Below are 25,571 nucleotides of genomic sequence, written 5' to 3'. Positions count from 1 at the left end.
AGGCCTCAGCCATTGTCGCCACCGGCGACCGGCAATACGGCCCCGGTGATGTAGCTGGCCTCGTCGGAAGCCATGAAGAGGATCGGTGCGATCTGCTCTTCCAGCGTGGCATAGCGTTTGAAGAAAGTGGAGCCGGTCACCTGCTGCACGGCCTCCTGCATCCATGCCTGTTCCTGCGCGCTGTCGCCCTGCGCATTGCGCGGCACGCGGCGTGGTGGTGCCTGGGTGCCGCCGGGGGCGGTGGCCACCACGCGGATGCCCTGCTCGCCATATTCCATGGCCAGTGCCATGGTCATGGCATTGACGCCGCCCTTGGCCGCCGAGTACGGCACCCGGCGGATGCCGCGCGTAGCGTTGGAGGAAACGTTGACGATGGTGCCCCGGCCCGCGCGCAGCATGTGCGGCAGCACCGCGTGGCAGCCATAGAGGGTGGGCATGAGCGAGCGGCGGATCTCGGCATCGATCTGATCGGCTTCGAATTCGGCGAAGGGACGCATGCGGATGGCCCCGCCCACGCCGTTGACCAGCAGGTCGATGCGGCCATGCAATTCGATGGCGCGGGCCATGGCGGCCTGGGCGCCGTCATGGGTTTCGAGGTCGGCGACGAAGCCGGTGGCCCGTCCTTCGGGCGCTTCCATCGCCACTTCATGAATGAAGCCGGCGCGGTCCACCATCAGCACCTGGCCACCTTCAGCCGCGATGCCCAGCGCCACGCCGCGCAGGATGCCCTGGGCGGCGCCGGTGACCACGGCCACCTTGCCGGCGAAGCGTGCGCGGGGGAGCGCTGCGCTCATGCCGCCACCGCCACAGGCTGGCTGGTGACGAACTTCTCGTAATGGAAACTGGCCGGGGCGATGCCCTGTGCCTGGAAGTGCTTCTGCACCGCCTCCACCATCGGTGGCGGACCGCACAGGTAGACATCAACTGCGCCATCGTGCAGCACCTCGGCCGGCATGTGCTGGGTCACGTAACCCTGGCGCGGATGAGTCGTTGCGGCATCGGCCACACAGGTGGTGAAGCTGAAACCGGACAGGCGTTGCGCAAGATCTTCCAGACGCTCCACCAGCACCAGATCCTGATCGCGGGTCACACCGTAGATCAGGTGGACCGGGTGCTGCACGCCCTGCTGCACCATCTCCTCCAACATCGCCAGGAACGGCGCCAGCCCGGTACCACCGGCCAGCATCAGCACCGGCTTGTTGACCGGACGCAGGTAGAAGCTGCCCAGCGGACCGGTCATCTCCAGCGCATCACCGGTGGCGGCCTTGCCCAGCCAGCCGCTCATCAGGCCACCCGGCACGTTCTTGATGAGAAAGCTCATGCGCGTGGCCCCCGAGGGCGAGCTGAACGAATACGAACGATGCTGGCCGCTGCCCGGCACGGCGATGTTGACGTATTGCCCCGGCAGGAAAGCCGGTGCATCGGCCGCCACCTCCAGCACCAGTTCGAAGGCTGCCTCACCGAAGGCGGTGACCTCGGCCACCTTGCCGCCGAACTTCGCGCTGCCGGTCTTGCAGGCGGTAGAAGCCACCGGCACGGCGACCACGCAATCGGATTGCGGGATCATCTGGCAGGTCAGCACCAGGCCTTGTTCCGCTTCATCGCTGCTGAGCGCATCGTCGATATAGTCGTCGCCCAGGTCGTACTGCCCGCTTTCGGCGCGGCACTTGCAGGTGCCGCACACGCCGTCGGAGCAATCCATGGGCAGGTTGATGCGTTGGCGGAACGCCGCGTCCAGGACTTTTTCCTTGGGACCGCATTGAATGATGCGGGTCACCCCGTCTTCGAAATTGAGGGCGATGCGATAGCTGCTCATGTCATGTCTCCTGCGGGCTGGTCAGACGTGATAGACGTCGATGACCTGGCGGATGTAGTCGTTCTTCAGGGCGATCTTCTTGCTGGCGATCTGGAAGCCGCCTTCGGTCTTGCGCAAGCTGACCAGGGTGGTACCGAAGAACTGGTCGGTGATCTTGTAGCGGTGCGACAACGTATGGAAGTTGTAGCGCACTTCCACCACATCGTCGTGCTCGTCCAGGATCTCCACGTTGGCGATCATGTGGCTGGTGCGCGGCTCCGGCATGGAGGCGCTGGAGCGCTCGGTCTTGATGCGGAACACGCGGTCTTCCAGTCCATCGCGGTTGGCGTAGTAGATCAGCGAGATCTCGCGCTGCGGGTCTTCGGTGAGCTGGTCGTCATCGTCCCAGGCCGGCATCCAGTATTCGACGTCCGGGGCGTACAGTTCCAGCCAGGATTCCCACTGGCGTTCGTCGAGATAACGCGCCTCGCGATAGAGGAAGGCGCAGACTGCATCGAGTTGGGCAGGTTGGCTCATGCTTGTGCTCCTTGCTCTGCAGCCGCACGTTCCTTGCTGACGGCCTTGCGCATCTGCTCGGTCCAGTAGTGGTGCTGGCAGACGAAGAGACCTTCGTCCTCGCTGCGTTCACCGCTCAGTTTGGGGTTCATGCCCATCTTCTTCGCATTCTCGTCCGGGCCCTGCTTCCACAGCGGCGCGCCCCGGCTCATGTCGTTGTAGCGCACGGCCGATCCGGCATAGCCGGCCTGGCAGGCGCGAAATTCTTCCAGGTCATCGGCGGTACCCATGCCGGAGACATTGAAGAAATCCTCATACTGGCGAATCCGCACGCGGCGGTCTTCGGCGCTCTCGCCCTTGGGGCCGAAGCAGAAGATGCTGATCTCGGTCTGGTTCACGCTGATGGGACGGGCCACGCGGATCTGCGTGCCGAACTGGTCCATCAGGAACACGTTGGGATAGAGGCACAGGTTGCGGGTCTGGGCCACGATGGTATCGGCGCGTGCCTGGCCGACGCGGGCGGCCAGTTCTTCACGCTGGTTCCAGATCGGGCGCACTTCCGGATTGAGCGTATTGGTCCAGAGGAGGATGTGGCCGTTCTCGAAACCGTAGACACCGGCCACGGCCTTGCTCCAGTTGTTGGCATCGGTGGCCTTGGTGCCGCCTTCCTTGCGGCGGCTCATGGTGGCGGCGTAGTTCCAGTGCACCGAGCTGACATGGTAACCGTCGCAACCATTTTCCATCTGCATCTTCCAGTTGCCGTCATACAGGTAGCTGGAGTTGCCGCGCAGGACTTCCAGGCCATTGGGGGCCTGGTCGACGATCTGGTCGATGATGACGCGGGTCTCGCCCAGGTACTCTTCCAGCGGCAGCACGTCTTCCGAGAGGCTGCCGAAGAGGAAGCCGCGATAGTTCTGGAAACGCGCCACGCGGGTCAGGTCATGCGAGCCGTTCTTGTTGAAGGAGACCGGATACTCGGTGGTCTTCTCATCCTTGACCTTCAACAGCTTGCCGCTGTTGGAGAAAGTCCAGCCGTGGAACGGGCAAGTAAAACTGCTCTTGTTGCCGTGCTTGCGACGGCACAGCATGGCCCCCTTGTGGGCGCAGGCATTGATGACCGCGTGCAGCTCGCCGTTCTTGTCGCGGGTGACCACCACCGGCTGGCGGCCGATCCAGGTGCTGTAGTAATCGTTGATCTCGGGGACCTGGCTCTCGTGAGCGAGGTAGACCCAGTTCGATTCGAACAGGTGCTTCATCTCCAGCTCGAACAGGTCGGCATTGGTGAAGATGTCGCGGCGGCAGCGGAAGATGCCGTTGGTGGCATCTTCGTCCAGTGCGGTGTCGAGCAGGCGCTCGACCTCTTCATACTTGTCGGCGGCAAGGGTGGTCATGTCTTTTCTCCAGGGTGCAGCCCGCCTGTCGCGATGGGAAACCATCGCGGCAAGGCAGTCGGCGGGGATGAGGCTGGCCTGCGCCAGCGGCTGGCGCAGGACGATCAGGCGGTCAGGCGGCCAGGCGCGGACGGTCCACGACCTGGTTGTCGGCACCGTTGACCAGCGAGGTCAGGTTGATGTCGAAGACGATCTCGGCGAACGGGCCTTCCAGTCCCTCGGCCTTGATGCTGGCCGCATCGGTACGCTCGACCAGCGGCGGCACCAGGCCTTCGCGGGTGGCGTAGGCGAAGTCGTCATAGATCAGCGGATCGCCTTCGATGTTGATCTGCGTGGTCAGCTTGCGATGGCCATCGGCGGTGACGAAGAAGTGGATGTGTGCCGGACGGTTGCCGTGGCGGCCCAGCTGGTTCAGCAGGCCCTGGGTCGGGCCGGCCGGCGGACAGCCGTAGGCGGCCGGCATGATGCTGCGGAATTTGTAGCGGCCCTGGGCATCGGTGATGATGGTACGGCGCATGTTGAAGGGCTTCTGTTCACCGGTCGGGTCGAAGTGCGAATAGAAACCCTTGGTGTTGGCATGCCAGACTTCGACCTGCGCGCCCGCCATGGGCTTGCCATCCGAGCCATAGACAGTGCCGTGCATGATGATGGTCTGGCCGTTCTTGTCGCTGCCATCGTCCAGGCGCGCGAAGCCCTGCTCCACCGGCGCACCGGCCACGTACAGCGGACCTTCGATGGTGCGCGGGGTGCCGCCGGTGATGCCCAGTGCGGCGTCTTCGGCATCCATGCGCATGTCCAGGAAGCGATCCAGGCCCAGGCCCGGCGAGAGCAGGCCGGCTTCGCTGGCAGCGCCCAGGCGATTGACGTAGGCCACGCCAGCCCAGTATTCGTCGGAGGTAATCTCCAGGTCTTCGATGGTCTTGAACAGGTCGGACAGGATGCGATGCACGATCTGCTTGGTGCGCGGGCTGCCGCCTTCGGTGTCGAGGCCGCTGGCCAGGCGCAGGAAGTCCTGGACTTCGGGGGTGCTGAAAATCTTGGCTGCCATGTTGAGTCTCCTTTTGGATTTGTTGATTGGGGAAGTGCGTTTTCTTGTTTTATCCGGCCAGTGTGGCCGGCCTCGCTGCTGTCACTGTCGCCCCTTGCTTGCGGTCGCGCCGGAAGTATTGCACACGCTCCTCATCGAGCACGATGCCCAGGCCGGGGCGGTTGGGTATGGCCAACTGGAAATCCTGGTATTGCAAAGGCTCGGCCAGAATTTCTTCGGTCAGCAGCAGCGGACCGAACAACTCAGTCCCCCACTGCAATTCACGGAAGGTGGCGAAGGCATGAGCCGAGGCGATGGTGCCGATGGCGCCTTCGAGCATGGTGCCGCCGTAGAGCTCGATGCCGGCCGCGTCGCCGATGGCGGCCACCTGCTGGGCGGCGCGCAGGCCACCCGATTGTTCGATCTTGATCGCAAACACATCCGCACCGCCGATGCGCGCCAGCGCAAAGGCCGAGGCCGGGCCGGTCAGCGACTCATCGGCCATGATGGCGATGGCGTGCTTGCCCTTCAAGCGGGCCAGCGCCGGGGCCGAGGCCACCGGCTGCTCCACCAGTTCGCAGCCGGCATCGACCAGGCCAGCCAGCCCGCGCTGGGCTTCCAGTTCGCTCCAGGCCATGTTCACATCCACCCGCACCGAGCCGCGATCACCGAGGGCCTTCTTGATGGCGGCCACGTGGGCGACGTCGGCCTCGACTTCGCGGCGGCCGATCTTGAGCTTGAAAATCTTGTGGCGGCGCGCGGCCAGCATGCGCTCGGCTTCGTCGATGTCCTTGGCGGTGTCGCCCGAGGCCAGGGTCCAGGCGATCGGCAGGCTTTCGCGGGCGCGGCCGCCGAGCAGCTGCGAGACCGGCAGGCCGGTGCGCTGGCCCAGGGCATCGAAGAGCGCCGTCTCGATGGCGCACTTGGCGAAACGGTTGTCCTGGATGGCCTTGTTCAGGCGCGCCATGATGGCCGGGATCAGGCTGGCATCGGCGCCCAGCAGCAGCGGCGCGAAGTAGGTATCGATGGCCAGCTTCATGCCCTCGGGCGATTCGGCGCCGTAGGCCAGGCCACCGATGGTGGTGCCCTCGCCCACGCCGACCGTGCCGTCGGAGCAGTACAGGCGCACCAGCATCAGGGTCTGCCCGTTCATCGTCGCCATCGACAATTGATGGGGACGGATGGTCGGCAGATCGACCAGGAAGGTCTCGACCCGGTCGATCAGGGCCGGGGCCGCAGCGTGAAGGTGTTGTGGGGTATCCATGGACTGCATTGAACACCCGGAAGCCCTGCCATTGCCAACACCAAATTCGTCTAGTTTCATACCTTTTTTATATAGTTTATAAAGGCTCCTATAAAAATCAAAGGATTAGACATCATTAGTTTCTGTGAGATATGATTTTCGGCCATGGACATCAGACAACTGAAATACTTCGTGGCCGTGGCCAATACGCGCAACTTCACACGCGCCTCGGAACAGCTGCACATTGCGCAGCCGCCACTGTCGCGCCAGATCCAGCTGCTGGAAGAAGAACTGGGCGTGCAGCTGATCCTGCGCAACAGCCGACCGCTGCGCCTGACCGAAGCCGGCCGGGTGTTCTACGAGCAGGCGCTGCAGATCCTCAACCGGCTGGAGCAGTTGAAGAACGCCACCCAGCAGATCGGCCTGAACCAGCGCCAGACGCTGTCCATCGGCTTCGTCGCCTCCACGCTCTATGGCGGCCTGCCGGTGCTGGTGCGCAAGCTGCGCCAGCACTATCCGGAGGTGGACATCCAGTTGCTGGAGCTGACCTCGATGCAGCAGTTCGCCGCCCTCAAGTCGGGGCGCATCGATGTCGGTTTCGGGCGCATCCGCAGCAATGATGCGACGGTGGCGCGCATCGTCCTGCGCGAAGAAAAACTGGTGCTGGCGATCCCGCCCTCTTTCCCGCTGGCCGCCAGCCATCAGCGCGTGAGCCTCAAGGAAGTGCATGGACAGAAGCTGATCGTCTATCCCAAGGAGCCGCGTCCCAGTTTCGCCGACCACATCCTGAGCCTGCTCAATGACCAGGACATCCACCCGGCTGAAGTGCACGAGGTGCGCGAGATCCAGACCGCGCTGGGCCTGGTGGCGGCCGAATCCGGACTGTGCCTGATCCCGGCCTCGGCGCGGCTGCGCAATGACCTGCATTACCGGCTCATCGACGATCCGCGCGCGACCTCCCCCATCATCCTCACGCATCGCATCAACGACAATGCCTGGTACATCGAGGCCATCAAGCAACTGGTGGCCGACATGTATGCCGAACGCCCGGCCTGGCTGGATATCGAGACCAGTTCCTTCCCGGCGACCGGTTTTCCGAATCCCGAACGGCGCGAGTGAGAGGCCATCACGATGCGCCCCCAGCGCTCATCCTGCGCGCAGTTGACGTGCAGCAAACCGTCCGCCCAAGTTGACAGTTGCCCGCACGGACGCCTACACTCGTTTGTGCGAATAAAGGATTTATGTTCGTTTATCGAACATCACCCTATCGCGCCACGCGTTCAACATCGCGACCCAGGCGCGCGCTGCAGGACATTCCACCCATAACGACAACGGAGCACACATCATGCTGTTCATGGTTCAAATGCAGGTCAACATTCCCGCCACGCTCGACAAGGCCGTGGCCGATCAGTTGAAGAAGGACGAGAAGGAGATGTCGCAGAAGCTGCAGCGCGAAGGCAAGTGGCGCGACCTGTGGCGCGTGGTCGGGCAGTATGCCAACGTGAGCATCTTCAACGTCTCCGGCAATGATGAGCTGCACAACATCCTGTCGGCCCTGCCGCTCTATCCCTTCATGACCATTTCGGTCACTCCGCTGACCCAGCATCCCTCGGCCATCGCGCAGATTGGCTGATTCGCGGCGCCTCTGACGCTTTTTGATTCACACACGCCCGTCACCACCGCCCGGTGGCGCGGGCCAAGGATTTACTCATGCCCTTTGCAACCCTGAACGGAATCAAACTGCATTACCAGCTCGACGGCGACGCAGCCTTGCCGGTGCTGGTGCTGTCCAACTCGCTGGGGACCTCGCTGGCGATGTGGGATCCGCAGATTCCCGAACTGAGCAAGCACTTCCGCGTACTGCGTTATGACACGCGCGGCCACGGCCAGTCCGAGGTCACGCCCGGTCCTTACACGATTGCCCAGCTCGGCAGCGACGTCATCGCCCTGCTCGACCAGCTCGACATCAAGCAAGCGCATTTCTGCGGTCTCTCCATGGGCGGCAGCACCTTCATGTGGCTGGCGGTGCATCATCCGGACCGCGTAGCCAAGCTCATCCTCTGCAATACCGGTGCCAAGATCGGCACGCCCGAGGCCTGGAACAGCCGCATCGAGACCGTGCAGCGTGATGGCCTGTCGGCCATTGCCGCTGCGGTCGTTTCACGCTGGCTCACGCCCGAGTATGCCGAACAGCATCCGGAGCAAGTGCAGGCATTGACGGCCATGCTGCTGGCCACGCCGGCGGAGGGCTATGCAGGCGCTTGCGCAGCGGTGCGCGACAATGATCTGCGGGAAGCGATTGCGGGCATCCGCGCGCCCACGCTGGTGATTGCCGGCAGCGGCGACGTGCCGACGCCACCGGCCGATGCGCAGTTCATGCGTGCCACCATTCCGGGTGCGCTGTATGTGGAATTTGATGCGGCCCACATCTCCAACCAGCAACAGCCACGCGCCTTCACGCAGGCAGTGGTGCAGTTCCTGACCGAAGCGGCCTGAAACTGGCGGGTCAGAGGCCCGCGACGCTGGCCGAGTCGGCCGGCGGTGTGGCGCGGCGCAGTTCGAGCCGCGCCAAGGTATCGATGTCGACCGGCTTGACCAGATAGTCATCGACACCCGCCTCAAAGGCGGTGCGCTTGTCGTCTTCGCCGCTGAAACCGGAGCAGGCCAGCAGGTAGATGCCTTGTGTGACCGGTTCCGTGCGCAGAGCGCGGATCAGGTCGTGACCGGTCATGTCCTTCAATCCGATGTCCAGCAGCACGGCGTCGGGAATCCATTCCTGCGCACGTGCGATGGCGCGCGTGCCGCTGTAGGCCACCTCCACTTCATGCCCCAGCAACTCCATGAGCTCCTTCATGGTGTCGGCGATGTCCCTGTTGTCGTCCACCACCAGCACGCGCTTGCCGGTCTGCGGGATGCCGGCCGCCAGTTCGGCCAGGGTCGGCGCTGCCTTCTCCGGGACCTCCGGCAGGCCAGGTGCCAGCTGCGGCAAGGCCACCGTGAAGAGGCTGCCGTGACCGATGCCGGCGCTGTACGCGGTCAAGGTCCCGCCATGCAATTCCACCAGGCTGCGCGCCAGCGACAAGCCGATGCCGAGGCCATCCTGGCGATCATGGCCAAGTGCATTGGCCTGGGCAAACATGCCGAAGATGTCGCCCAGCCGTTCGGCGGCAATCCCAATGCCTTCATCGCGTACCGTCAGCACCACCTGACCGGCCTCGCTGCGCGCGCCAAGGAAGATTCCGGCACCGTCCGGACTGAATTTGGCGGCATTGTGCAAGAGGTTGATGAGTACCTGGGCCAGCCGCACTTCATCGCCCTGCACCGCCAGCAACGGATCGGCGATGTCCAGCAGCAATGACTGGTGCTTGCGCTCCATCATCTGCTGGGTCGATTCGACGGCATGCTGGATCACTTCCGCCATCAGAATCGGGTGCAACTGCAGCGCCAGCTTGTTGTGCGACAGGCGCGACACGTCCAGCAGATCGTCGACCAGCCGCACCATGTGGTCCAGGTGATGGGAAATGGTATTGCGTGCGCGCAATTCCCACTCAGGGGCCTGCGGTGCGCGCGTGTTGAGGATGCCCACGGCATTGCGCATCGGCACCAGCGGGTTGCGCAATTCATGCGCCAGAATCGCCAGGAATTCGTCCTTGCGGCGGTCGATCTCGCGCAATTCATGTTCCACCTTGGCCAGGCGCAACAGCGCCTGCACATTGGCCACCAACTCGGCCGGCTCTATCGGTTCAAACAGATAATTGTCGGCCCCGCCTTCCAGGGCGCGGATCTTGTCGGCCACACCGATGTACGAGGCCGAAGTCTGCAGCACCAGGATGAACGAAGTCGCGGGATCGGCTTTGAGCCGTGCACAGACTTCCATGCCGTGGATGTCAGGCAGTTTCACGTCCAGCAGGATCAGGGCCGGCTTGAGTTCGCGTGCCATTGCCAGCGCCTCGCCGCCGCTGGCCGCCTCGACCACGCGCAACCCGGCCTTGGTCAGGATGCGGGTTCGCGCATAGCGGGCGGCATCGGTATCGTCGACGTTGAGGATCAGTTGTTCTGGATGGCTCATGGCATGCATGGGTAACGTGGATAACAGGGCCTGCGCGGTCGCAGGCCCCTTCAGTCGTGGACTGCAGCGGCGACGGATTCGTTTCGCGCCGGCGGCGAATTGACCAGAGACCGCAGTGCTGCCAGCAGTTCATCGCGCCCCATGGGCTTCTTGAAATACGCGTCGGCCCCCAATCCCATGGCCTTGCCTTTGTCATCGACATCGGAGGCGATGATGACGGGTATGTCGCAGCGTACCGGATCGTTTTTGATCTGCACCAGCCAGTGCCAGGTATCCTTGCCATCGAGAAGGATATCGAGCACCACAGCGCAAGGCTCTCCTTGCCGCCACAGGGCCTCGGCCTCGACCACCGAGGCCGCCGCGATCATGCGGAATTCGGACTGCATCAGGTAACGCTGATACAGCAAGCGCAGTTCGGGCCGGTCTTCCACGATGAGTACCGGCAGGGTAGCTGGACCCGGTTCAGCGTCGGGGAGTTGCACATACGTGGTCGACGAGCGGGAAGAAGCTTCATCCGCCCGCACGTGGACAACGGGAATCACCGCCATGAAGGTGGCCCCCTCCCCCTGCTTGCTGCTGACCGCGACCGTCCCACCCAGCAGCGTGGCCAGTTGACGGCACAGCGGCAGCCCCAGGCCAGTGCCTTTGACGTGGCGCTGCAGATGATTTTCCACCTGCGTGAATTCTTCGAAGATGATGGCGATGTGCTCCTGCGCAATGCCGATGCCGGTGTCGCTCACCGAGAAGCGCACTGCGAGGTTTTGCGGCAACAGCTCGGCAGTCACCGTGATGCTGCCCTGCTCGGTGAATTTGATGGCGTTGGAAATGAAGTTGCGCAGGATCTGCGAAAGCTTGCCCTCATCGGTCATCATCTCGCAATTTTCCGGAGCCACGAAACTCAGGCGCAGCTTGTCGGAGACCAGCAGCGGGCGCAACATGCCGCGCAATGCACTGAACAGATCGGCCACCTGGAAGCGGCTGGGTTGAATCTCGACCTTGCCTGCCTCGATCTTGGCCAGATCCAGCAGATCATTGACCAGTTCCGAGAGAGACTCCGCACCGTCGAGGATGTAGCGAACCTGACGCTCCTGCTCGGTCCCCAGTTCACCATCAACCCGATCCAGCAAGAGCTTGGCCAGCGCCCGAATGGACGACAGGGGTGTGCGGAACTCGTGACTCATGTTGGACAGAAAGCGCGACTTGGCCTCGTCGGCACGCCGCAGGTGGTCGGCCTTTTCATCCAGTTCCGCATAGAGCGCCACGACACCGCGGTTGGTATCTTCGAGTTCACGCGTCAGCTGCAGCAATTCTTCCTGGCGGCCTTTCAACTCGGCCAGGGTGGCCAGCAATTCCTGATTCTGTTGCTGCGTCTCGAACAGCGCCAGTCCGGCCGGTGCAGCCGCCAATGCCGAGCCGATCTCACCGGCCACGCGGGGCGTGATCAGGCGTGCCGCCGGTGGCAGCAGCTTGCGCAGTATCACGGTCGTACCCTGTCCTGGCGCAGTCTGTATGTCGAACGCATCCATGAGCTTGCGTGCACCCAGCAAACCCAAGCCCATGCCCGTCTTGGAGCGATATTGGCCGGACAGTACCAGGCTCAGGTCCTCGATCCCCGGACCCTGGTCGCGCACTGTCATGAGCAAGGTCTGCGGCGCCGTACTGCCTTCGATGGCGAATTCCACCTGGCCGCGTCCGGCATAGCGAAAGGCGTTGCGCGCCAGTTCAGAGATGCTGGTGGCGATACGGACCTGATCCTGCTGAGCGAAGCCACACAGGTCGGCGATCTGGCGAGCGCGCTGGCGTGCGCCGACCACATCGATCTCGCTGCCAATGGAAACGGTGAGCAGACGCTGCGTCATGGAGTCTCTCCCCGGCGAAGGACCATGACGCTGACATCATCACGGCCACGATAACAGTCTCGATAGAGAACGGCGGCAATCAGGGCCGGATGGGCCTGCTCCAGGCCCGGGTAGGGATCCAGCGACCAGCGGCTGGTCAGCCCGTCGGAATGCAGAATGAGCAGCATCTCGTCCTGCCAGGCGGTATCGAAGGCCTGCACCTTGCGCAGGTTGTGGCCGACGATTCCATTGACGGACACCAGATGGCGACGCTGTCCCGCCAGGCTGGTGCAACAGGCAATATTGCCGACGCCGACGAACTGCACCTGGCCGGCATGCGCATCGATGCGCGCAATCGCCAAGGCCGCACCGCGCGTCCTCTGCAAGGCCGCATGCAGGTGCATGGCCAATCCGGGCAGCGGCAGGCCAGGGCTGCTGACCGCCAGCGCCGCCAGCGTATCGACCGCAGCCGCAGCCGCATCGGCTGCGGCCTCGCCATGCCCCAGTCCGTCTACCAGCGTGAGCAGCACGCCATCATCGATGGTGGCTGCCCACCCGGCATCGCCACACTGCAGCTCACCGGCCAGCGGCAGGCAGACCAGGCCGCATTGCCATGGCTCAAGCGCGCCGGGCGTTTCCCACACCACGGACCGCAGCACGGTGCCGCGCTCGGGCCAGGTGTAAAGCGCGAACAGGTCGGACTGGCGACGGATGGCCCCCAGCCCTACACCATAGGTCCCGGCAGTGGAGGTGCCGTCGGCCATCGCCGCGTCGGCATCATGCATGCCAGCGCCGCTGTCGATGGCCAGCATCTCGATGCCGCGTACAGCGGCACTGGCCGCGTGACGTCCGTGAATTGTGCGCAGCAGGATCTCGCCCTGGCCAGCGTGTTTGAGAATGTTGGTGGCAGCCTCGGTGACGACCAAAGCCAGCCGGGCCGCCGGCTCCTGTGCGAAGCCCAGCTGCCGTGCCAGGTCGGCCGCTGCCCGGCGCGAGGCGGCGACATCCACGGTTTCACTGACGGCCACGCATAGCTCAGTCCGCGAGGCGGTCAGAACGGTTTCCATTTGATGATGCTGACTTTGGTTCCCGCGCCCGGCGCGGTATCGATATCGAATTCGTCGGCCAGCCGCTTGGCACCCGACAGGCCCAGCCCCAAGCCGCCCCCGGTGGTGTAGCCATCGGTGAGGGCCAGCGTCAGGTCGGCGATGCCCGGCCCCTGGTCGGCAAAGACCAGCCGCAAGCCGCGCTTGCTGCCATTGTTCAGTTCCTCGATCAGCGCTTCGCCGCCGCCGCCGTAGCGCAGGGTGTTGCGTGCCAGTTCACTGGCGGCCGTGACCATCTTGGTCTGCTCCACCAGCGAGAACCCCAGCCGCACGAGATGGTCGCGCACCGCCTTGCGCAGGCGGACCACGTCTTCGTCGGTCTGCAGGGACTGGCTCAGTAATTGTTGTTCATCCACCGATTGCCTCGCACCGCAAGGAGAACGAAGTCATCCTTCGATCTCCGACTCAAGCAGCTTGACGCCACGCTCCACGTTGAGCGCGGTCCGCACGCCGTCCAGGGTCAGACCGAGCTCCACCAGGGTAATGGCCACAGCGGGCTGCATACCGACCACCACCGTGCGCGCATCCAGCACGCGCGCCATGGAGGCGGTGTTGCTGATCATGCGGCCGATGAAGGAATCCACCATGTCCAGCGCAGAAATGTCGATGAGCACCCCGCGCGCGCGATCACGTACGATGCGTTCGGTGAGGTCGTCCTGCAGGGTCATGGCCAAGCGATCGTGCATGTCGACCTGGATGGTCACCAGCAGCAGCCGGCCCATGCGCAGGATAGGGATGCGTTCCATGCTTACTCCGCGTGCTGGACAGTGATGCGCGAACCGGTCTTCTTGAGTGCCACCATGAAGGCGTCAGCCAGCGTGGCTTTGGTGGTCACGTCTTCCAGATTCACACCCAAGTGCACGATGGTCTGGGCAATCTGCGGACGAATGCCGCTGATGATGCAATCCGCACCCATGAGGCGCGCGGCTGCAATGGTCTTGAGCAGATGCTGGGCCACCAGCGTATCCACGGTGGGAACGCCCGTGATATCGATGATGGCGATCATGGCACCGGTCTCCACGATCTTCTGCAGCAAGCTCTCCATCACCACCTGGGTGCGGGCGCTGTCTAGCGTGCCGATCAAGGGAAGCGCCAGGACGTTCTGCCACAGCTGCACCACCGGCGTAGAGAGTTCCAGCAGTTCCTGCTGCTGGCGCAGAATGACCTGCTCGCGCGCCTTCTGATGAACCTCGATGGTGTAGAGCCCCAGGCGGTCGAACAGCGAACTGGTCGCGGCGATCTCCTGAGCCAGCACCAGAGGCTGCTCACTCAAGGCGGTACGCAGATGTCCGAACAGCGGTTCCTTCAGGGCAAACACGAAACTGGCCGTATCCAGCGAGGAAAAACCCTGCAACGCACGGGTCCGCGAGACTTCGCCCAACAGATGACGGACGTCGCCCCAGTCGCTGCCATCCGTATCGTCGCTGGCACCGCTGTCTACCGTGCGTGCAAGCAAGGTCAGGAATTGCTCGGCCTGGCGGCGGATCTCGAATTCACCGCTTTTTTCCTTGCGGCCGAGCTTCGCGGTCAAGGTGCGGATCCAGTCATCGAGCAGGCTCTGGTGATGTTGGTTGAGAATGAGACCGAGAGTGGCGGTACGCGCGGAAGTCATATTTTTTTTCTGTCCTTGAAAAGCCTCGCATGACCAAGCCTCCTGACCCGAAAGGGTGGAGCGGCATGAAGGTGGAATGGCGGTAGAGGAATCCACCCGACGTCACGAGTCCCCTGAGGCGCGCGGGCACAATCATTCTAGGCGACGAGGCTTTGACGCCATGCAGGACAACGACTACAAGCCGTGTAGGAATCCATTACCTCGACGACGCGCGGCTGCCATTTTTCTTGCCATTTGATAAACCCGGCAATTTCATCCCTACGGCAGACTTTGGCAAGCTGACGCTACGCTGTTTATAATGCGGCCGACATGACAGGAGGGAAGCTTTGGGTCAGCGTGCAAACATGATGACTTGTTACGAAATCACAGGACATTCTTCACCGTTCCAGTTTCGGGTATGGTGCGCCAACCGCGCCGACACCTGGTACGTCAGTGGCGTAGAGATACGCCATCCATCCATCGGGCAACTGTTTCCGAAACGATCGCTGCCGGGCCTTTACGAATCCAAGCCGCTGGCGCTCGCGCGCGGCATCCACTGGTGCGAATGCGTGGCATATCAATTACTGGAAGCAGAGGTGCCGGAAGTTCCCTCGGAAATGCTGCCACCGGCACCGCGCATCGTGCGCGAATTGCGCTGAAGCATTGCCAGCGCATGCGGTAAGAACAGGGCCTAGAGCCAGGCTTCCTGTTCGGCCTTGCGTCCCTCCGCCTGCATCGCCACACACAAGGACCGCAAAGACTCCGGTAACTCCTTCCTTGCCAACAGGGTCGTCAGCAAACGACGGTCATGCGCGTTCAACGGCCAGCGCTGCGTGGTGTTTTCCCACTGCGCCAAACCCATTTGATATGGTTCCCACGCCAGTCCGGCACGGGTCCAGCGCGCCCCTGCCGTGCAGGCGATATCCACCCCTGCCGGATCGGCATCGGTACTGATCCAGGCTGGTGCCGGTGCCAACAGCAGGAGATGCGACACCGTATCCAGCCAGGCCGCCGAGGGCCGCCCCGGCATCCACAGGAGCGCCACCCCAAGCGGACGCTGGCGCGCCTGGTGTTCGAAACTGGCACGGCTCTCGATCAGCCACCAGCGTTGCGGCGGCGTGATGCGGTCACAACGCTGCAGGTCTTCCAGTGGCAAGCCGAGGCAATGCAGGGGGGCCAGTTCTACCCTGCGCGCTTGCCATGACAGCACCAGATCACCGGCCAGCCATCCCACTTGCGCGAAGTTGGCGATGCCGAGTCGTTCAAGATCAAACATCGAATCCAGCCAGCGCCATTCGCTGTTGCTCAGGGCCTTGGTGAGGTCGCGTGCATGCAAGGCGAAGTTGCGGCGCAATCCCTGCTGGCCGCTGTCGTGCCAGGAAGCGATCGCTTCCAGCAAACCCAGGCGGTCGGCCAGCAGCTCGCGGCGCAAGCTCTTGTCGGCCTCCAGCGCATCGAGTGCCGCCGTCAATTCATCCAGCAGATCGGGATCGAGCGCCACCGATGCGCTGGCTTGCGTGCGCAGTTCCAGCCAGTGCCGCGATTGCGCCAGCAGCGCCTCGCGTTCTTGCTGGCGTTGACCGGCATGCGCAATGCCCAGCAAGGATTGCAGCTGGCGCAGATCGCGCCAGCTCAGGGATTTCCACAACCAGTTGCCACCGCTCAGTTCCTCGCGCAGGCTGACCCAGCCCTCCTGCAGCAGGCGCTGACAAAGGCGTTCGGCTTTTTCGATGGACAGGCCCGCGCTGCCGGCCTCCTTGAGCAAGACCTCGCGGCTGCGCGTGACGGCCTCGCCGCGTGCCCAACGCAACAGGGCCGCACGTTCTTCGGCATCCAGCAAAGGCAACACCGATGGCAGCTCGCCCGACGATTGCAACTCACGGCCCTTGCGGCCGCGTGGCGTCTCGATCAGGCTGCACATCGGTGAGCCCCTCAGGCATCCAGCCGCAAGCGCCGCTGCAACACGCCGATGGGCGGCGCCCAGCGTGCCTCGCGCGGTTTCTTCGAGGTGACCAGCGTAATGTCGGCCGGCTCGAAGACTTCGACGTTGTGCGTGATCGGCGTGGTCAGCACGTATTGCGCGCGGGTCGATTTCAGGAAGTTGCCGACCAGCTGGATGTTGCGCACATCGAGGTGAGCAAAGGGTTCATCGATGAAGACGAAACCGCCCGGCATGTCGTCATCCTTCAACAGCCCCACCAGCAGGATCAGCGACTTGATGACCTGCTGGCCGCCCGAGGCTTCACCGTCGTTCAGGCCGATCTCGCCCTTGCCGTCGAAGTTGAAGCTGACCTTCAGTTCGGCCTGGCGCAGGATGGTGTCGTCATTGTCCAGATGCGGCAGATCGGCGCTGACCACCACCCCGGCCAGGGCACCAAGGTCGACGATGTTCTTGCGATAGCGGCGTACCGTCGCGCGCAACACGTCGATGTAGCGTTCACGCGCATTGCCGACGGCTTCCTCGGCCTGGTGATTGCTGATCTTGCGCGAATCCAGTTCGTTGCGCTGGTTGCCGACCGTGCCCTGCATGATGAGGTGCTTGTCCTCGACCGTGCCGTCCTTTTCCCAGTGGCCGGTTTCCAGTTCGTTTTCGACGGAGGCCATGCGCAGCTCGGCCTGCTTGGCGTTGCTGTATTTCTCGTAGAGCGCCTGCACCGTCGCAGTCGCAATCCAGTGCGCAGGGAAGCGGCCCTTCTGCGCACGCGAGGCCAGCGCGCGGGCGCGCTGCTCATCGTGACGCACGCGCCAGTCACGCTCCTGCCCCGCAAGATCGCCTTCGCTGTCGCGCAGCCGGCGCTGCAAGGCATCGAGCTTGCCATCGAGGATGGTGCGCTGTTCGATGGCGTCCGCGTACTGCACGTCAAACTGGCTCCAACGTTCACTCGCCGCCACGCGCGCGGCCTTCAGTGCGGGCAACTGACGGCGCGCCTGTTCGAACTCTTCACTTCGCTTCGCCAGCGCCTCTGCTGCGAGGTGGCCCTCGGTGGCTTTCTTGGCGGCGTCGAGCTGGCGCTTGACTTCGCTCTGCTTCAGGACGATGTCGGTCAACTGTTCGTCCAGCGTGGCCAGGCGCTTCTGGATCGAGGCCTGGCGCGCGGCCATGGCGGCCGCACCGAACTGGTAATCGCCCGGATCGCGCCACACGCTGCGCCCGCCCCGGCCATCGCGCCAGTAGGCTTGCGGCGTGATCCATTCGCCACCACTGCTTGCGCCTTCGACCGTATCGGCCACGCGGCGGATCTGCGCCAGTTGGCGCAGCAGCCAGGACGGGGCCTTGGCCGAGAAACGCAATACCGCCAACAGGCTCTCTGCGGGCGGCTGCGAGGTCGCCGTGGCGGCATCGGAGACCACGTAATGGCGATAACGCTCACGCTCGGCCAGCGCCATGGCGGTGGCTTCATCGTTCGGATCATCCAGCACCACCACCCAGCACGAAGCGCGCAAGACGCCTTCGGCGGCGGCACGCCACTGGTCGTCCGCAATCTCGATCACATCGGCCAGCAGGTGATGGGCGATGCCGGCCTGGCGCAAGGCCCGCGTGAATTGCTGGACGTCATTCGGGCGCGGGGCCTGGCGTTGTCCGGTCAGGCGGTCCAGCGCGCCGCTGGCGTCCTTGCGTTGCTGCTCCAGGTCACGCCAGCGATCGTGCAGCGTGCTCTTCTGCTGTTCCAGTTCCTCCACGCGGGCCAGCAATTGCGTGGCATCGCCTTCCACCGCGGACAGGGCCAGCAGTTCATCGGCCTGCTTGACCAGTTCTTCCACCGGCTTCTCGGCATCACGCGCCTTTTGCTGGGCTTGCTGGGCTTCCGCCTTGTCGCGTTCCAGCGCAGTCACCTTCTCGCGTGCCGCCTGTTGCTGCGTCAGCAGGGACGACAGCTGCAAGGTATCGCTGCTGCGCTGGCGGCGCAGGTGATTGTGGTGCAGGCGCTGGCGATGCAGTTCGCGCAGGCGCGTGGCCGTGCCTTGGCGCTCTTCGTGCCAGCGCAAGACCGGAATGACCTCGGTGGCCAGCGTCTCGCGCTCGCGCAGCTTGCCTTGATAGGTGCGATACAGCGTGACGCGGCTGTCCAGCTGCGCCAGTTGCGCTTCGCTGTAGGCCAGTTCCTGTTCGGCCAAGGTCACCTCGGCGGCCAGGTCACGTTGATGGCGGCGGGCTTCCTCGTAGCGGTCCAGCACTTCCTGGTCGCCGAACACTTCGAACACCAGGCGCAGCAATTCCTTGGGCGAGAATTCGCAGAGGCGGTCAGTCTGGCCCTGCTCCAGTGCCAGCACGCGCGCAATCGCGCGCGACAGGCCGGCCCCCTCCAGGCGCTTGCGCCAGTGGTCCAGGCCCAGCCAATCCTTCTCGGGCAATTGCGCCAGGGTTTCGATGGCGGCGTCGCCATCGCTCATGCAGTAGCGGCGCTGCCAGTCGCCGCCGTTGCGCTCGATGCGGCAGGCCAGCGTGACCTGGTCCGCATAGAGCAGGTTGCGCGCGAACGGACGGGTCGAGGTCTGGCGGCCATGTGGACGGTTGTCCACCGTGGCGCGCAGCCAGGTGGTGTCGGCGTTGGCGTGGCGGGCGTAGGTCTTGTAGCTGCGACCGCCCGAGCAATCCAGGCCCAGCAGGGTGCGCATGGCGTCCAGCAGCGTGGTCTTGCCGGATCCGTTGGGGCCGGCGATGGTGATGATGGAACCGTCCAGGGGCAGCGTCAGGCGCTGGCAATAATCCCACTGCAGCAGTTCCAGCGATTGCAGGTGGAACATCAGGCGTCTCCCTCTTCGGATGATTCATCGGCAGCAGCGTCGGCATCAGCCTGCGCCTCTGGCGCAGTGCCCGCTTCGTCGCGTGCCGTGGCGCGTGCCAGCACGTCGCCCAAGGCGCCATCGAGGATGCGCGGGGCCAGGGCATCGTAGTCCAGCAGCAGGTCCAGCAAGGGACCTTCGGCGATGTCGACGCCCCGGCGCACGATGAATCCGTGCGCTTCCAGGCGGCGCAGGTTGGTATCCATGCGCGTCTTCTTGCCGAGCTGGTTGCCGAAGTCGGCCAGCAGCGCCGTATAGGACACCACCGGGCTGACCTCGGCTGCCGTCGGCATGGGCTTGTCGGTGTGGAACATCTCGTCCTGCTGCTGGGCATCGTCACCGGCGGCGCGCGCCGACTGGCGCTCGCGCTTGGGCAGCACGATCAGCGCCCACAGCACCACCAGCAGCGAGATGGCATCGCGCGGCAGGTCGAGGTTGTTGTTGGCGTTCATGCCTGCCTCGCCGAAGACGGCGGATTCGGCCGGGCGCACCAGCGCCACGCTGATGTGATCGGCGTGGATGTTGTCCACCAAGCGCAGGCCCACCTGGGCCAGGCGGTCCTGCAGGGCTTGCCACAGGTCGGCATCGACCAGGGCGCGGCGCACGCGCGGGTGCTTGCGGGGCAGCCAGCGGCGCGCCAGCAGTTCGGCGGCCAACAGGCCGGCCTCGTCTAGGGTCTCACTCATTCGGTCTTTCCCGGGATGGATCTGGATGGACGGCCCCGGCGCTCATGGCGGCGACATCGGGGTCATCGACTTTGTCGACACGCGGCAGGAAGCCGGCTTGCCAAGGCAGGCGCGCCAGGTCGCCGGTCTGCCCTTGCAGGGTGCGCGCCTGGGCGTCCCCCAGCAGCGGCAGCAATTGCAGGCGATACGCGGCCTTGCCGAAGCTGCCGCCCAGCACCACCGAGGTCAGTGGCTGCGGTTGCAATTCGCTGGCGTCCTCGCCTTCCGGCAGGGCCCCCAGGCGTGTCAGTTGTTCAATCAGTTCGCCCAGCTCGACCGGCATGCGCAGCGCTTCGATCTTGCCTTCCACGGCCTGGGCCGGAGGCGGCAGGCCTTGCGTGCGCTGGGCCTCGGGACGGTCACGCTCGAATTCGCCTTCGGCCACATCCAGCAATTCGTGGCCGCTGACGAAGACCGGCTTCACACCGATGGACAGCGCCTCCCCCATCAGGGAAGACAAGTCCGGATGCGATTGCAGCCAGCGCCGCACATCCGAGCTGGTCACGCCGGTGCTGCCAAGGGTGACGCGCTGGCGGTCGGCCTGCTGCAGGGCGCGGGTGAACTGGCTGGCCATGGTCAGCAGGCGCGCCTGGCCGTTGCCGAGCGCACGCGCTTCGCGTTCCAGGCGGGCGTCGGCGTGTTCGCTGCGGATCAGGGCGGTCAGCGCTTCACCGGCGCGGTTGACCAGCTTCAGGGCCCGTTCGAAACGCGGCTGGGCCTGGCGCAGCAGGGCTTCCGAACCGCTGGCGATGGCATCGGCGAACTGGTCGTGCAGACGCGCCAGCTGCGCGTGCAGGTGGCGGATCTGGCTGGCATCGGACAGGCCCAGTGCCTGGGCCCCGGCCACTTGTGCCAGCAGCGCGGCCATCTCGTCATCCTCGCCGACGGCGCGCGTGAGCGGGGCCAGCAGGGCTTGCACCTGCTGGGCGATGGGCGAGAGCTGGTAATCCTGGCCGGTGGCGTCCCAGACCAGCAGACCCAGATCGCGCAGGCGCTTCAGGGCGGCTTCCATGGTCTCGGGCTTCAGGGCGTAGAACAGCTGGTTCAGGTCCTCGCGCTGCAGGCGGCCCTGCGGCTGCGCCGCCAGTTCGAGAAACATCCAGATGCGCAGGCGCGCAGCAGCCTGGCCACCGGAGACCAGGCCGCGCAGCGCGTCCAGCACGTCCAGCCGCTGGCCCAGGGCCCAGGCCAGGGGCGCTTCGGCGGCTTGCGAAGGATCGCGGAAGTAGCTCTCGAAGGAGCCGGAGTCATGCTCGTCCGCAAGGGGAGCGGGGTCGAATTCTTCTGTCAATTTGTCGTGGAGGTTGACCAGGCAGTGCCTGGATCCTGCCCGGTCGGTGGGCGGACCGGCAAGTTTAGCAGGCCCGGGGACCTGCCTCCAGCAAAGCGGAGGGCGGCACACATGAAAATGCGCCGGAAAGGAAATGATTTATTGCATTAATGCAACGTTAATGCCCGTTGAGACAGCATTAACGCCAGCTTAATGATGGATCAGCGGGCCAGTGAGATCGCTTCGTAGGGCGTCTGCAGGTCGCGCTCGGGGATTTCCCAGACCACCAGCTTGGGCGGCGTCTGGGTGAAGGCGGGATTGGCGAAGTAATCGCGGGCGCTGCCGGAGAACTTGCCGCCATCCTTGGCGAAGCTGCCGATCTTCGCGCCCAGCGCCATCTGCAGGAAGCCGACGAAGTTGGAATTGCGCGAGAACGAAGTACCGATCAGGGCCACGTTGGGCAACTCGCCGTCGCCCAACAGATCGTCGAGATCATCGCCGCCCTTGGCGACGGCGCCCTGCCCTGTGGCGGCCGCTTCGGTGAAGACGGTGGCGGCCACGCTTTCCGGCGTGGGTTGCCAGCGCAACGGCAGCCAGTCCAGTCCGGCCAGGTGCACCAGGTCGCCGGGACGCTGTGCCAGCTTGCCCGGCTGGGCGGTATAGGCCTGCTGCGGCGTGGCCTGCACGCCAGCGGCCGTGATGCGCGCGGCGATGGCCTGCGCGGCGGCGTTCGCGCCGGTCTCGTTCCAGTGCGTATCGGTGTGCAGGTAGGCCGAAGCACCGAGTGGTGCCAGCGCGGGGGCGAGGTCGATGGCGGCCACGCCATCCTGATTCAGTTCGCTCACCCATTGCGCGGCGCGCGCATTCAATTCGGCCGGACGCGTGAGGCCGCACAAGGCGCTGGCGGCGATGCGGCTCTTGTCCGGCACCACCGACACCAGCAGGCCGATGCCACGTTGGGCCAGCGCCTGCCGGATGGCCAGCACTGCGGCGCGCTTGGTCTGCGCGTTGGCTTGTGCGTGGCGATTGACCTGCAATTCTTCGGCCAGGAACAGCCAGCCGGGGCAGCCGGTGCGCACGCGCGGGCCGGTATCGCCCAGCAGCAGCCAGCTGCCGGCACGTTCCAGTTTGGCGGCCTGGTCCGGCAGCCAGGCGTTGGAAAGCTGCTTGGCCAGTTGATGCGTCAGTTCGCCATGCAAGGCGTCGTCGCGCGTCCAGCTGGCGGGTAGCCAGTCGATCTTGCCGGCGTACACCAGCCAGCCGCAGGAGATCAATCCTGCACACAGCACGGCGGCCAGCGCGGCACCGGCCCAACGGCTGGCGCGGCGCGCCATGGCGCTGGGCTCAGGAGGCGTATGTGCAGCGTGAACGGGGGGCGTGCTCATCGTCGGCTCAGAACTGGAAGTAAAGGAAAGGCACGGTCTCGCGGCTGGCGATCAGTGCAAAGGAGAGCAGGAAGGCGGCAATCGGCCACGCCCGCACGAACCAGAGATAGAGTGCGCGTTCGCCCCAGCGCGCCTCCAGCGCCGCCTGCCACAGCGGGGCGACGATCCAGAACAAACCCAGCAGCACGGCCAGCGCCTGCACCGGCCGCAGCATCACGGCCAGCGCATCGCTCAGGCCCGTGCCATGCAAGCCGAACTGGCCCGCATACATCGTGGCAGCGGTGGCGAAATCCGGCGCGCGGAACAGGGTCCAGGCCAGGCAGACGAACAGCAGCGTCAAGCCATGGGCCAGCCACGAAGGAATGGACGGCAACGAAGAGCGCGACCACGCACGATCAATGCACAGCGCCACGCCATGCGCCGAACCCCACAGCAAATAATTCCAGCTGTCGCCGCCATGCCAGAGACCGGCGATGGCCATGGTCAGGAACAGGTTGCGATAAGTCTTCCAGACGCCGTGGCGATTGCCGCCCAGGCCGATGTAGAGATAGTCGCGCAGCCAGCTGGAGAGCGAGATGTGCCAGCGCCGCCAGAAATCCTGGATGCTGCCGGCCAGATAGGGATGATTGAAGTTCTCGGGGAAGTGGAAACCCAGCATCAAACCCAGGCCGATGGCCATGGCGCTGTAGCCGGAGAAATCGAAGAACAGTTGCATCGAATACGCCAGGCATCCGATCCAGGCATCGATCAGGGTCGGATGCTCCAGGTGGAAGGCTGCATCCACCAGGGGCGACAGCGTATCGGCCACCAGCACCTTCATGGCCATGCCAACCATGAAGCGGCGCGCACCGAGTGAGAAATTTTCCCGATTGAACCAGCGCTCGCGCAACTCGCGCTGCACCCAGTCGTAACGGATGATGGGGCCGGCAATCGAGTGGCCGAACATGGAGATGTAGGTGGCGTAATTGATGAAGCTGCGCTCCACCGCCACCGTGCGCCGGTGCACATCCACCAGATAGGAAATCGCCTGCAGCACGATGAAGGACAGGCCCGCCGGCAGCGCCACCTTCTGCCACGCCAGCGGCATGGCACCGTAGTGCTGCATCAGATCGCTCACGGTGGCAGCGACGATGTTGGCGTACTTGTACCAGACCAGCACCGCCGTATTGAAGACCACCAGCGCGATCAGCAGCACGGGACGGCGCAGACTGCCCTGCCCTTCCTCACGCGCACGGGCGCGGTCCACCAGCAGGCCACCAACCCAGGCCACGATGGTCAGCACCACGTGCAGGGACAGGAACAGCGGACTCAGCCAGCCATAGAACAGCCAGCTGCCCGCCAGCAGCACGCCATTGCGCCCGCGCTGCGGCACCAGGGCATAGACCAGCAGGAACAGCGGCAGGAACAGCGTCAGGAATTCAAGCGAGGCAAAGACCATGGCGTGGTGCAGTCGGCGTCAGTCAGCGTAAGTCAGCGTCAAGCAATCAGTTGGCCAGCTTGTCGGTAGCCGCCAGCAGGCGCGGACCGCTGGCCGAGGGCAGCAGCAGGACGCTGTAGCGCTCGCCCGCTTTCAGTTCGCCCAGGTCCAGCACCGGACCGGTATTGGTACCTCCGCACACCAGCTGCACCGACAGCTTGACCGGATTGATGGAACGGCGCTGCAGGCTGCCTTGCGCCACGCCCTTGAACAGGTCGGCAGTGCGGCCGGCCGGACGCAGGGCTGCAGCGGCACAGGAAGCATCGAGATTGAAGAAGGCCAGCGAGGCCTTCAGGCCATTGAAGTCATCCGGATTGTCCTGCACGGTGACCTGGCGGATGCCCTTGGGATCAGGCAGCACCACCACCGTGGCGAACTCGCCCGGCTTGGCCTGCACGCCCAGCTCCAGGCTCTTGCCCGCCACCGTCAGCGTGCCCTTGATGGTGGACTTGGCCTGCACCGGGAAGAAGGACGAGACCGGCTTGGCCGCGTCCAGTTTCAGCGGCGGCTGGCCCTTCTGGGCCACCACTTGCAGCGCGTCGGGCGTGGCGTTGATGAAGCGGATGAAAGCGGCATCCTCGGCCGGGCCGGTCGGATACAGCGGAATGTCAGCGGCCATCGCCCCCGCGCAGCCCAGCAGGGCCGCGCTCGCGGTCAGTGCGCGCAGCACGCTCATTTCTTGGCTCCCTTGGCGCTCACGGCATCGGCCGGCAGCTTGCCCAGCGCATCGCCGATGGCCGAACCCCAGGACTTGTAGCCGGCCACGGTGAAGTGCTGGCCATCGGTGGTGATCCATTGGCCCGGCTTGGACATGGCCAGCGAATCAATGTAGGTGCAAGGCGCCACGTTGGCAGCCAGGAACTGCGACATCAGCTGGGTGCGCGCATCGTTCTTCTGGTACATGCCGCCGGCCTTGCCCCAGGCAGGTCCGACCCAGGCGCACTTGGTGCCGGTGGCGGCAATCGCCTTGGTCAGGCTGGTCACGCTTTGCCAGGCCCAGGCCTTGGGGAAAGCCGGCTTGTCGTAGGAGGCCATGGTGTCGCCGATGACCAGCACCACCAGGTCCGGCTTGTCCTTGGCGATCAGTTCGGCGATGGGCGTGGTGCTGGCATCGCGGCCCTTGATCTGGATCTTGCCGTTGTCGATCTGCTCGGCACCGCAGTCGACCTTCTTGGTGGTCAGCCAGTCGCCGGCGCTGGCACCGCAGGCGCCGATGGAGTGGACCTTGGCGCCCATCTGGACCAGCTTGGCGTTCAGGGGTTCGGTGAGGTGGTCGGCCAGGCTCATGTGGCTTTCGCCCAGGACCAGGATACTCAGACCAGCGAGAATGGATGCAGCTGCCATGGCAATCTC

The 25,571-nt window shown here is 64.6% G+C and carries 24 protein-coding genes; 4 read left to right on the top strand and 20 right to left on the bottom strand.

Features of this window, described 5'->3' with window-relative positions:
* Positions 1-5: 5 nt before the first annotated feature.
* The 6 genes from benD to E2K99_RS06450 all read right to left on the bottom strand — a co-directional run bounded on the left by benD (position 6) and on the right by E2K99_RS06450 (position 5,993).
* Entirely contained in the window at positions 6-794 is a 789-nt protein-coding gene (gene benD, locus E2K99_RS06475) for a benzoate diol dehydrogenase BenD (RefSeq protein ID WP_134221704.1), read from the bottom strand.
* The gene (gene benC / locus E2K99_RS06470) at positions 791-1,816 is read right to left on the bottom strand and encodes a benzoate 1,2-dioxygenase electron transfer component BenC (RefSeq protein ID WP_134221703.1); all 1,026 of its coding nucleotides are present in this window, start codon (positions 1,814-1,816) and stop codon (positions 791-793) included. The genes benD and benC overlap by 4 nt, the downstream gene beginning before the upstream one ends.
* Before the next feature lie 21 nt (positions 1,817-1,837).
* Complete coding sequence (gene benB, locus E2K99_RS06465; RefSeq protein ID WP_039788851.1) at positions 1,838-2,332, bottom strand: benzoate 1,2-dioxygenase small subunit; 495 nt, start codon at positions 2,330-2,332, stop codon at positions 1,838-1,840.
* The gene (locus E2K99_RS06460) at positions 2,329-3,702 is read right to left on the bottom strand and encodes a Rieske 2Fe-2S domain-containing protein (protein WP_121038029.1); all 1,374 of its coding nucleotides are present in this window, start codon (positions 3,700-3,702) and stop codon (positions 2,329-2,331) included. The genes benB and E2K99_RS06460 overlap by 4 nt, the downstream gene beginning before the upstream one ends.
* 112 nt (positions 3,703-3,814) lie before the next feature.
* On the bottom strand, positions 3,815-4,750 hold the full coding sequence (catA, locus tag E2K99_RS06455; RefSeq protein WP_121038026.1) for a catechol 1,2-dioxygenase: 936 nt from the start codon (positions 4,748-4,750) through the stop codon (positions 3,815-3,817).
* A gap of 49 nt (positions 4,751-4,799) precedes the next feature.
* On the bottom strand, positions 4,800-5,993 hold the full coding sequence (locus E2K99_RS06450; RefSeq protein WP_121040285.1) for a muconate/chloromuconate family cycloisomerase: 1,194 nt from the start codon (positions 5,991-5,993) through the stop codon (positions 4,800-4,802).
* 144 nt (positions 5,994-6,137) lie between these two features.
* On the opposite strand from E2K99_RS06450, the gene E2K99_RS06445 reads away from it, so the two are divergent.
* From E2K99_RS06445 to pcaD, 3 genes are all read left to right on the top strand, one after another.
* Positions 6,138-7,091: a LysR family transcriptional regulator gene (locus E2K99_RS06445; protein WP_039788858.1), complete on the top strand. Its 954-nt coding sequence runs from the start codon at positions 6,138-6,140 to the stop codon at positions 7,089-7,091.
* Between the two features lie 226 nt (positions 7,092-7,317).
* Positions 7,318-7,605 carry a muconolactone Delta-isomerase gene (catC, locus tag E2K99_RS06440; RefSeq protein WP_013233325.1) on the top strand — a complete coding sequence of 96 codons (288 nt, stop codon included), beginning with the start codon at positions 7,318-7,320 and terminating at the stop codon, positions 7,603-7,605.
* A 77-nt stretch (positions 7,606-7,682) separates the two neighbouring features.
* Positions 7,683-8,468 (top strand): 3-oxoadipate enol-lactonase, encoded by a 786-nt coding sequence (gene pcaD, locus E2K99_RS06435; protein WP_121038023.1) that lies wholly within the window; start codon positions 7,683-7,685, stop codon positions 8,466-8,468.
* Positions 8,469-8,478: 10 nt separating this feature from the next.
* Here the strand turns inward: pcaD and E2K99_RS06430 are convergent, their stop codons facing one another.
* Genes E2K99_RS06430 through E2K99_RS06405 form a run of 6 tightly spaced genes read right to left on the bottom strand, consistent with a single transcriptional unit; the run spans position 8,479 to position 14,597 of the window.
* The gene (locus tag E2K99_RS06430; RefSeq protein WP_240733865.1) at positions 8,479-10,041 is read right to left on the bottom strand and encodes an ATP-binding response regulator; all 1,563 of its coding nucleotides are present in this window, start codon (positions 10,039-10,041) and stop codon (positions 8,479-8,481) included.
* 50 nt (positions 10,042-10,091) lie between these two features.
* Positions 10,092-11,900 carry an ATP-binding protein gene (locus E2K99_RS06425; RefSeq protein ID WP_134221701.1) on the bottom strand — a complete coding sequence of 603 codons (1,809 nt, stop codon included), beginning with the start codon at positions 11,898-11,900 and terminating at the stop codon, positions 10,092-10,094.
* Entirely contained in the window at positions 11,897-12,946 is a 1,050-nt protein-coding gene (locus E2K99_RS06420; protein ID WP_134221700.1) for an anti-sigma regulatory factor, read from the bottom strand. The genes E2K99_RS06425 and E2K99_RS06420 overlap by 4 nt, the downstream gene beginning before the upstream one ends.
* Positions 12,931-13,341: an ATP-binding protein gene (locus E2K99_RS06415; RefSeq protein ID WP_134221699.1), complete on the bottom strand. Its 411-nt coding sequence runs from the start codon at positions 13,339-13,341 to the stop codon at positions 12,931-12,933. The genes E2K99_RS06420 and E2K99_RS06415 overlap by 16 nt, the downstream gene beginning before the upstream one ends.
* A 30-nt stretch (positions 13,342-13,371) precedes the next feature.
* A complete protein-coding gene (locus E2K99_RS06410; RefSeq protein WP_134221698.1) occupies positions 13,372-13,731 on the bottom strand; it encodes an STAS domain-containing protein in 360 nt (119 codons plus the stop codon).
* A 2-nt stretch (positions 13,732-13,733) separates the two neighbouring features.
* On the bottom strand, positions 13,734-14,597 hold the full coding sequence (locus tag E2K99_RS06405) for an STAS domain-containing protein (protein WP_134221697.1): 864 nt from the start codon (positions 14,595-14,597) through the stop codon (positions 13,734-13,736).
* Positions 14,598-14,944: 347 nt separating this feature from the next.
* On the opposite strand from E2K99_RS06405, the gene E2K99_RS06400 reads away from it, so the two are divergent.
* Positions 14,945-15,235, top strand: coding sequence for a hypothetical protein (locus E2K99_RS06400; protein ID WP_166675044.1), 291 nt, complete (start codon positions 14,945-14,947; stop codon positions 15,233-15,235).
* A 32-nt stretch (positions 15,236-15,267) separates the two neighbouring features.
* Here the strand turns inward: E2K99_RS06400 and E2K99_RS06395 are convergent, their stop codons facing one another.
* The 8 genes from E2K99_RS06395 to E2K99_RS06360 form a co-directional block, all read right to left on the bottom strand.
* Complete coding sequence (locus tag E2K99_RS06395; RefSeq protein ID WP_134221695.1) at positions 15,268-16,497, bottom strand: toprim domain-containing protein; 1,230 nt, start codon at positions 16,495-16,497, stop codon at positions 15,268-15,270.
* Positions 16,498-16,508: 11 nt separating this feature from the next.
* A complete protein-coding gene (locus tag E2K99_RS06390; protein ID WP_134221694.1) occupies positions 16,509-19,322 on the bottom strand; it encodes an ATP-binding protein in 2,814 nt (937 codons plus the stop codon).
* Positions 19,322-20,047 carry a DUF4194 domain-containing protein gene (locus tag E2K99_RS06385; protein ID WP_134221693.1) on the bottom strand — a complete coding sequence of 242 codons (726 nt, stop codon included), beginning with the start codon at positions 20,045-20,047 and terminating at the stop codon, positions 19,322-19,324. Before E2K99_RS06385 ends, E2K99_RS06390 begins: the two co-directional genes overlap by 1 nt.
* Positions 20,040-21,377: a hypothetical protein gene (locus E2K99_RS06380; RefSeq protein ID WP_134221692.1), complete on the bottom strand. Its 1,338-nt coding sequence runs from the start codon at positions 21,375-21,377 to the stop codon at positions 20,040-20,042. The genes E2K99_RS06385 and E2K99_RS06380 overlap by 8 nt, the downstream gene beginning before the upstream one ends.
* Positions 21,378-21,577: 200 nt before the next feature.
* Entirely contained in the window at positions 21,578-22,741 is a 1,164-nt protein-coding gene (locus tag E2K99_RS06375; protein ID WP_240733864.1) for an alginate O-acetyltransferase AlgX-related protein, read from the bottom strand.
* Between the two features lie 7 nt (positions 22,742-22,748).
* Positions 22,749-24,179, bottom strand: coding sequence for an MBOAT family O-acyltransferase (locus tag E2K99_RS06370; protein WP_134221691.1), 1,431 nt, complete (start codon positions 24,177-24,179; stop codon positions 22,749-22,751).
* A 46-nt stretch (positions 24,180-24,225) separates the two neighbouring features.
* Positions 24,226-24,894, bottom strand: a complete 669-nt coding sequence (locus tag E2K99_RS06365; RefSeq protein WP_121038002.1) for an alginate O-acetyltransferase AlgF — start codon at positions 24,892-24,894, stop codon at positions 24,226-24,228.
* Positions 24,891-25,562 carry an SGNH/GDSL hydrolase family protein gene (locus E2K99_RS06360; protein ID WP_134221690.1) on the bottom strand — a complete coding sequence of 224 codons (672 nt, stop codon included), beginning with the start codon at positions 25,560-25,562 and terminating at the stop codon, positions 24,891-24,893. The genes E2K99_RS06365 and E2K99_RS06360 overlap by 4 nt, the downstream gene beginning before the upstream one ends.
* Positions 25,563-25,571 lie beyond the last annotated feature (9 nt).

Source organism: Herbaspirillum huttiense, assembly GCF_004367745.1.
Lineage (GTDB): Bacteria > Pseudomonadota > Gammaproteobacteria > Burkholderiales > Burkholderiaceae_D > Herbaspirillum > Herbaspirillum huttiense.
Note: the sequence above shows the minus strand (reverse complement) of the source record. Positions and strands in the feature narration are given on the sequence as shown.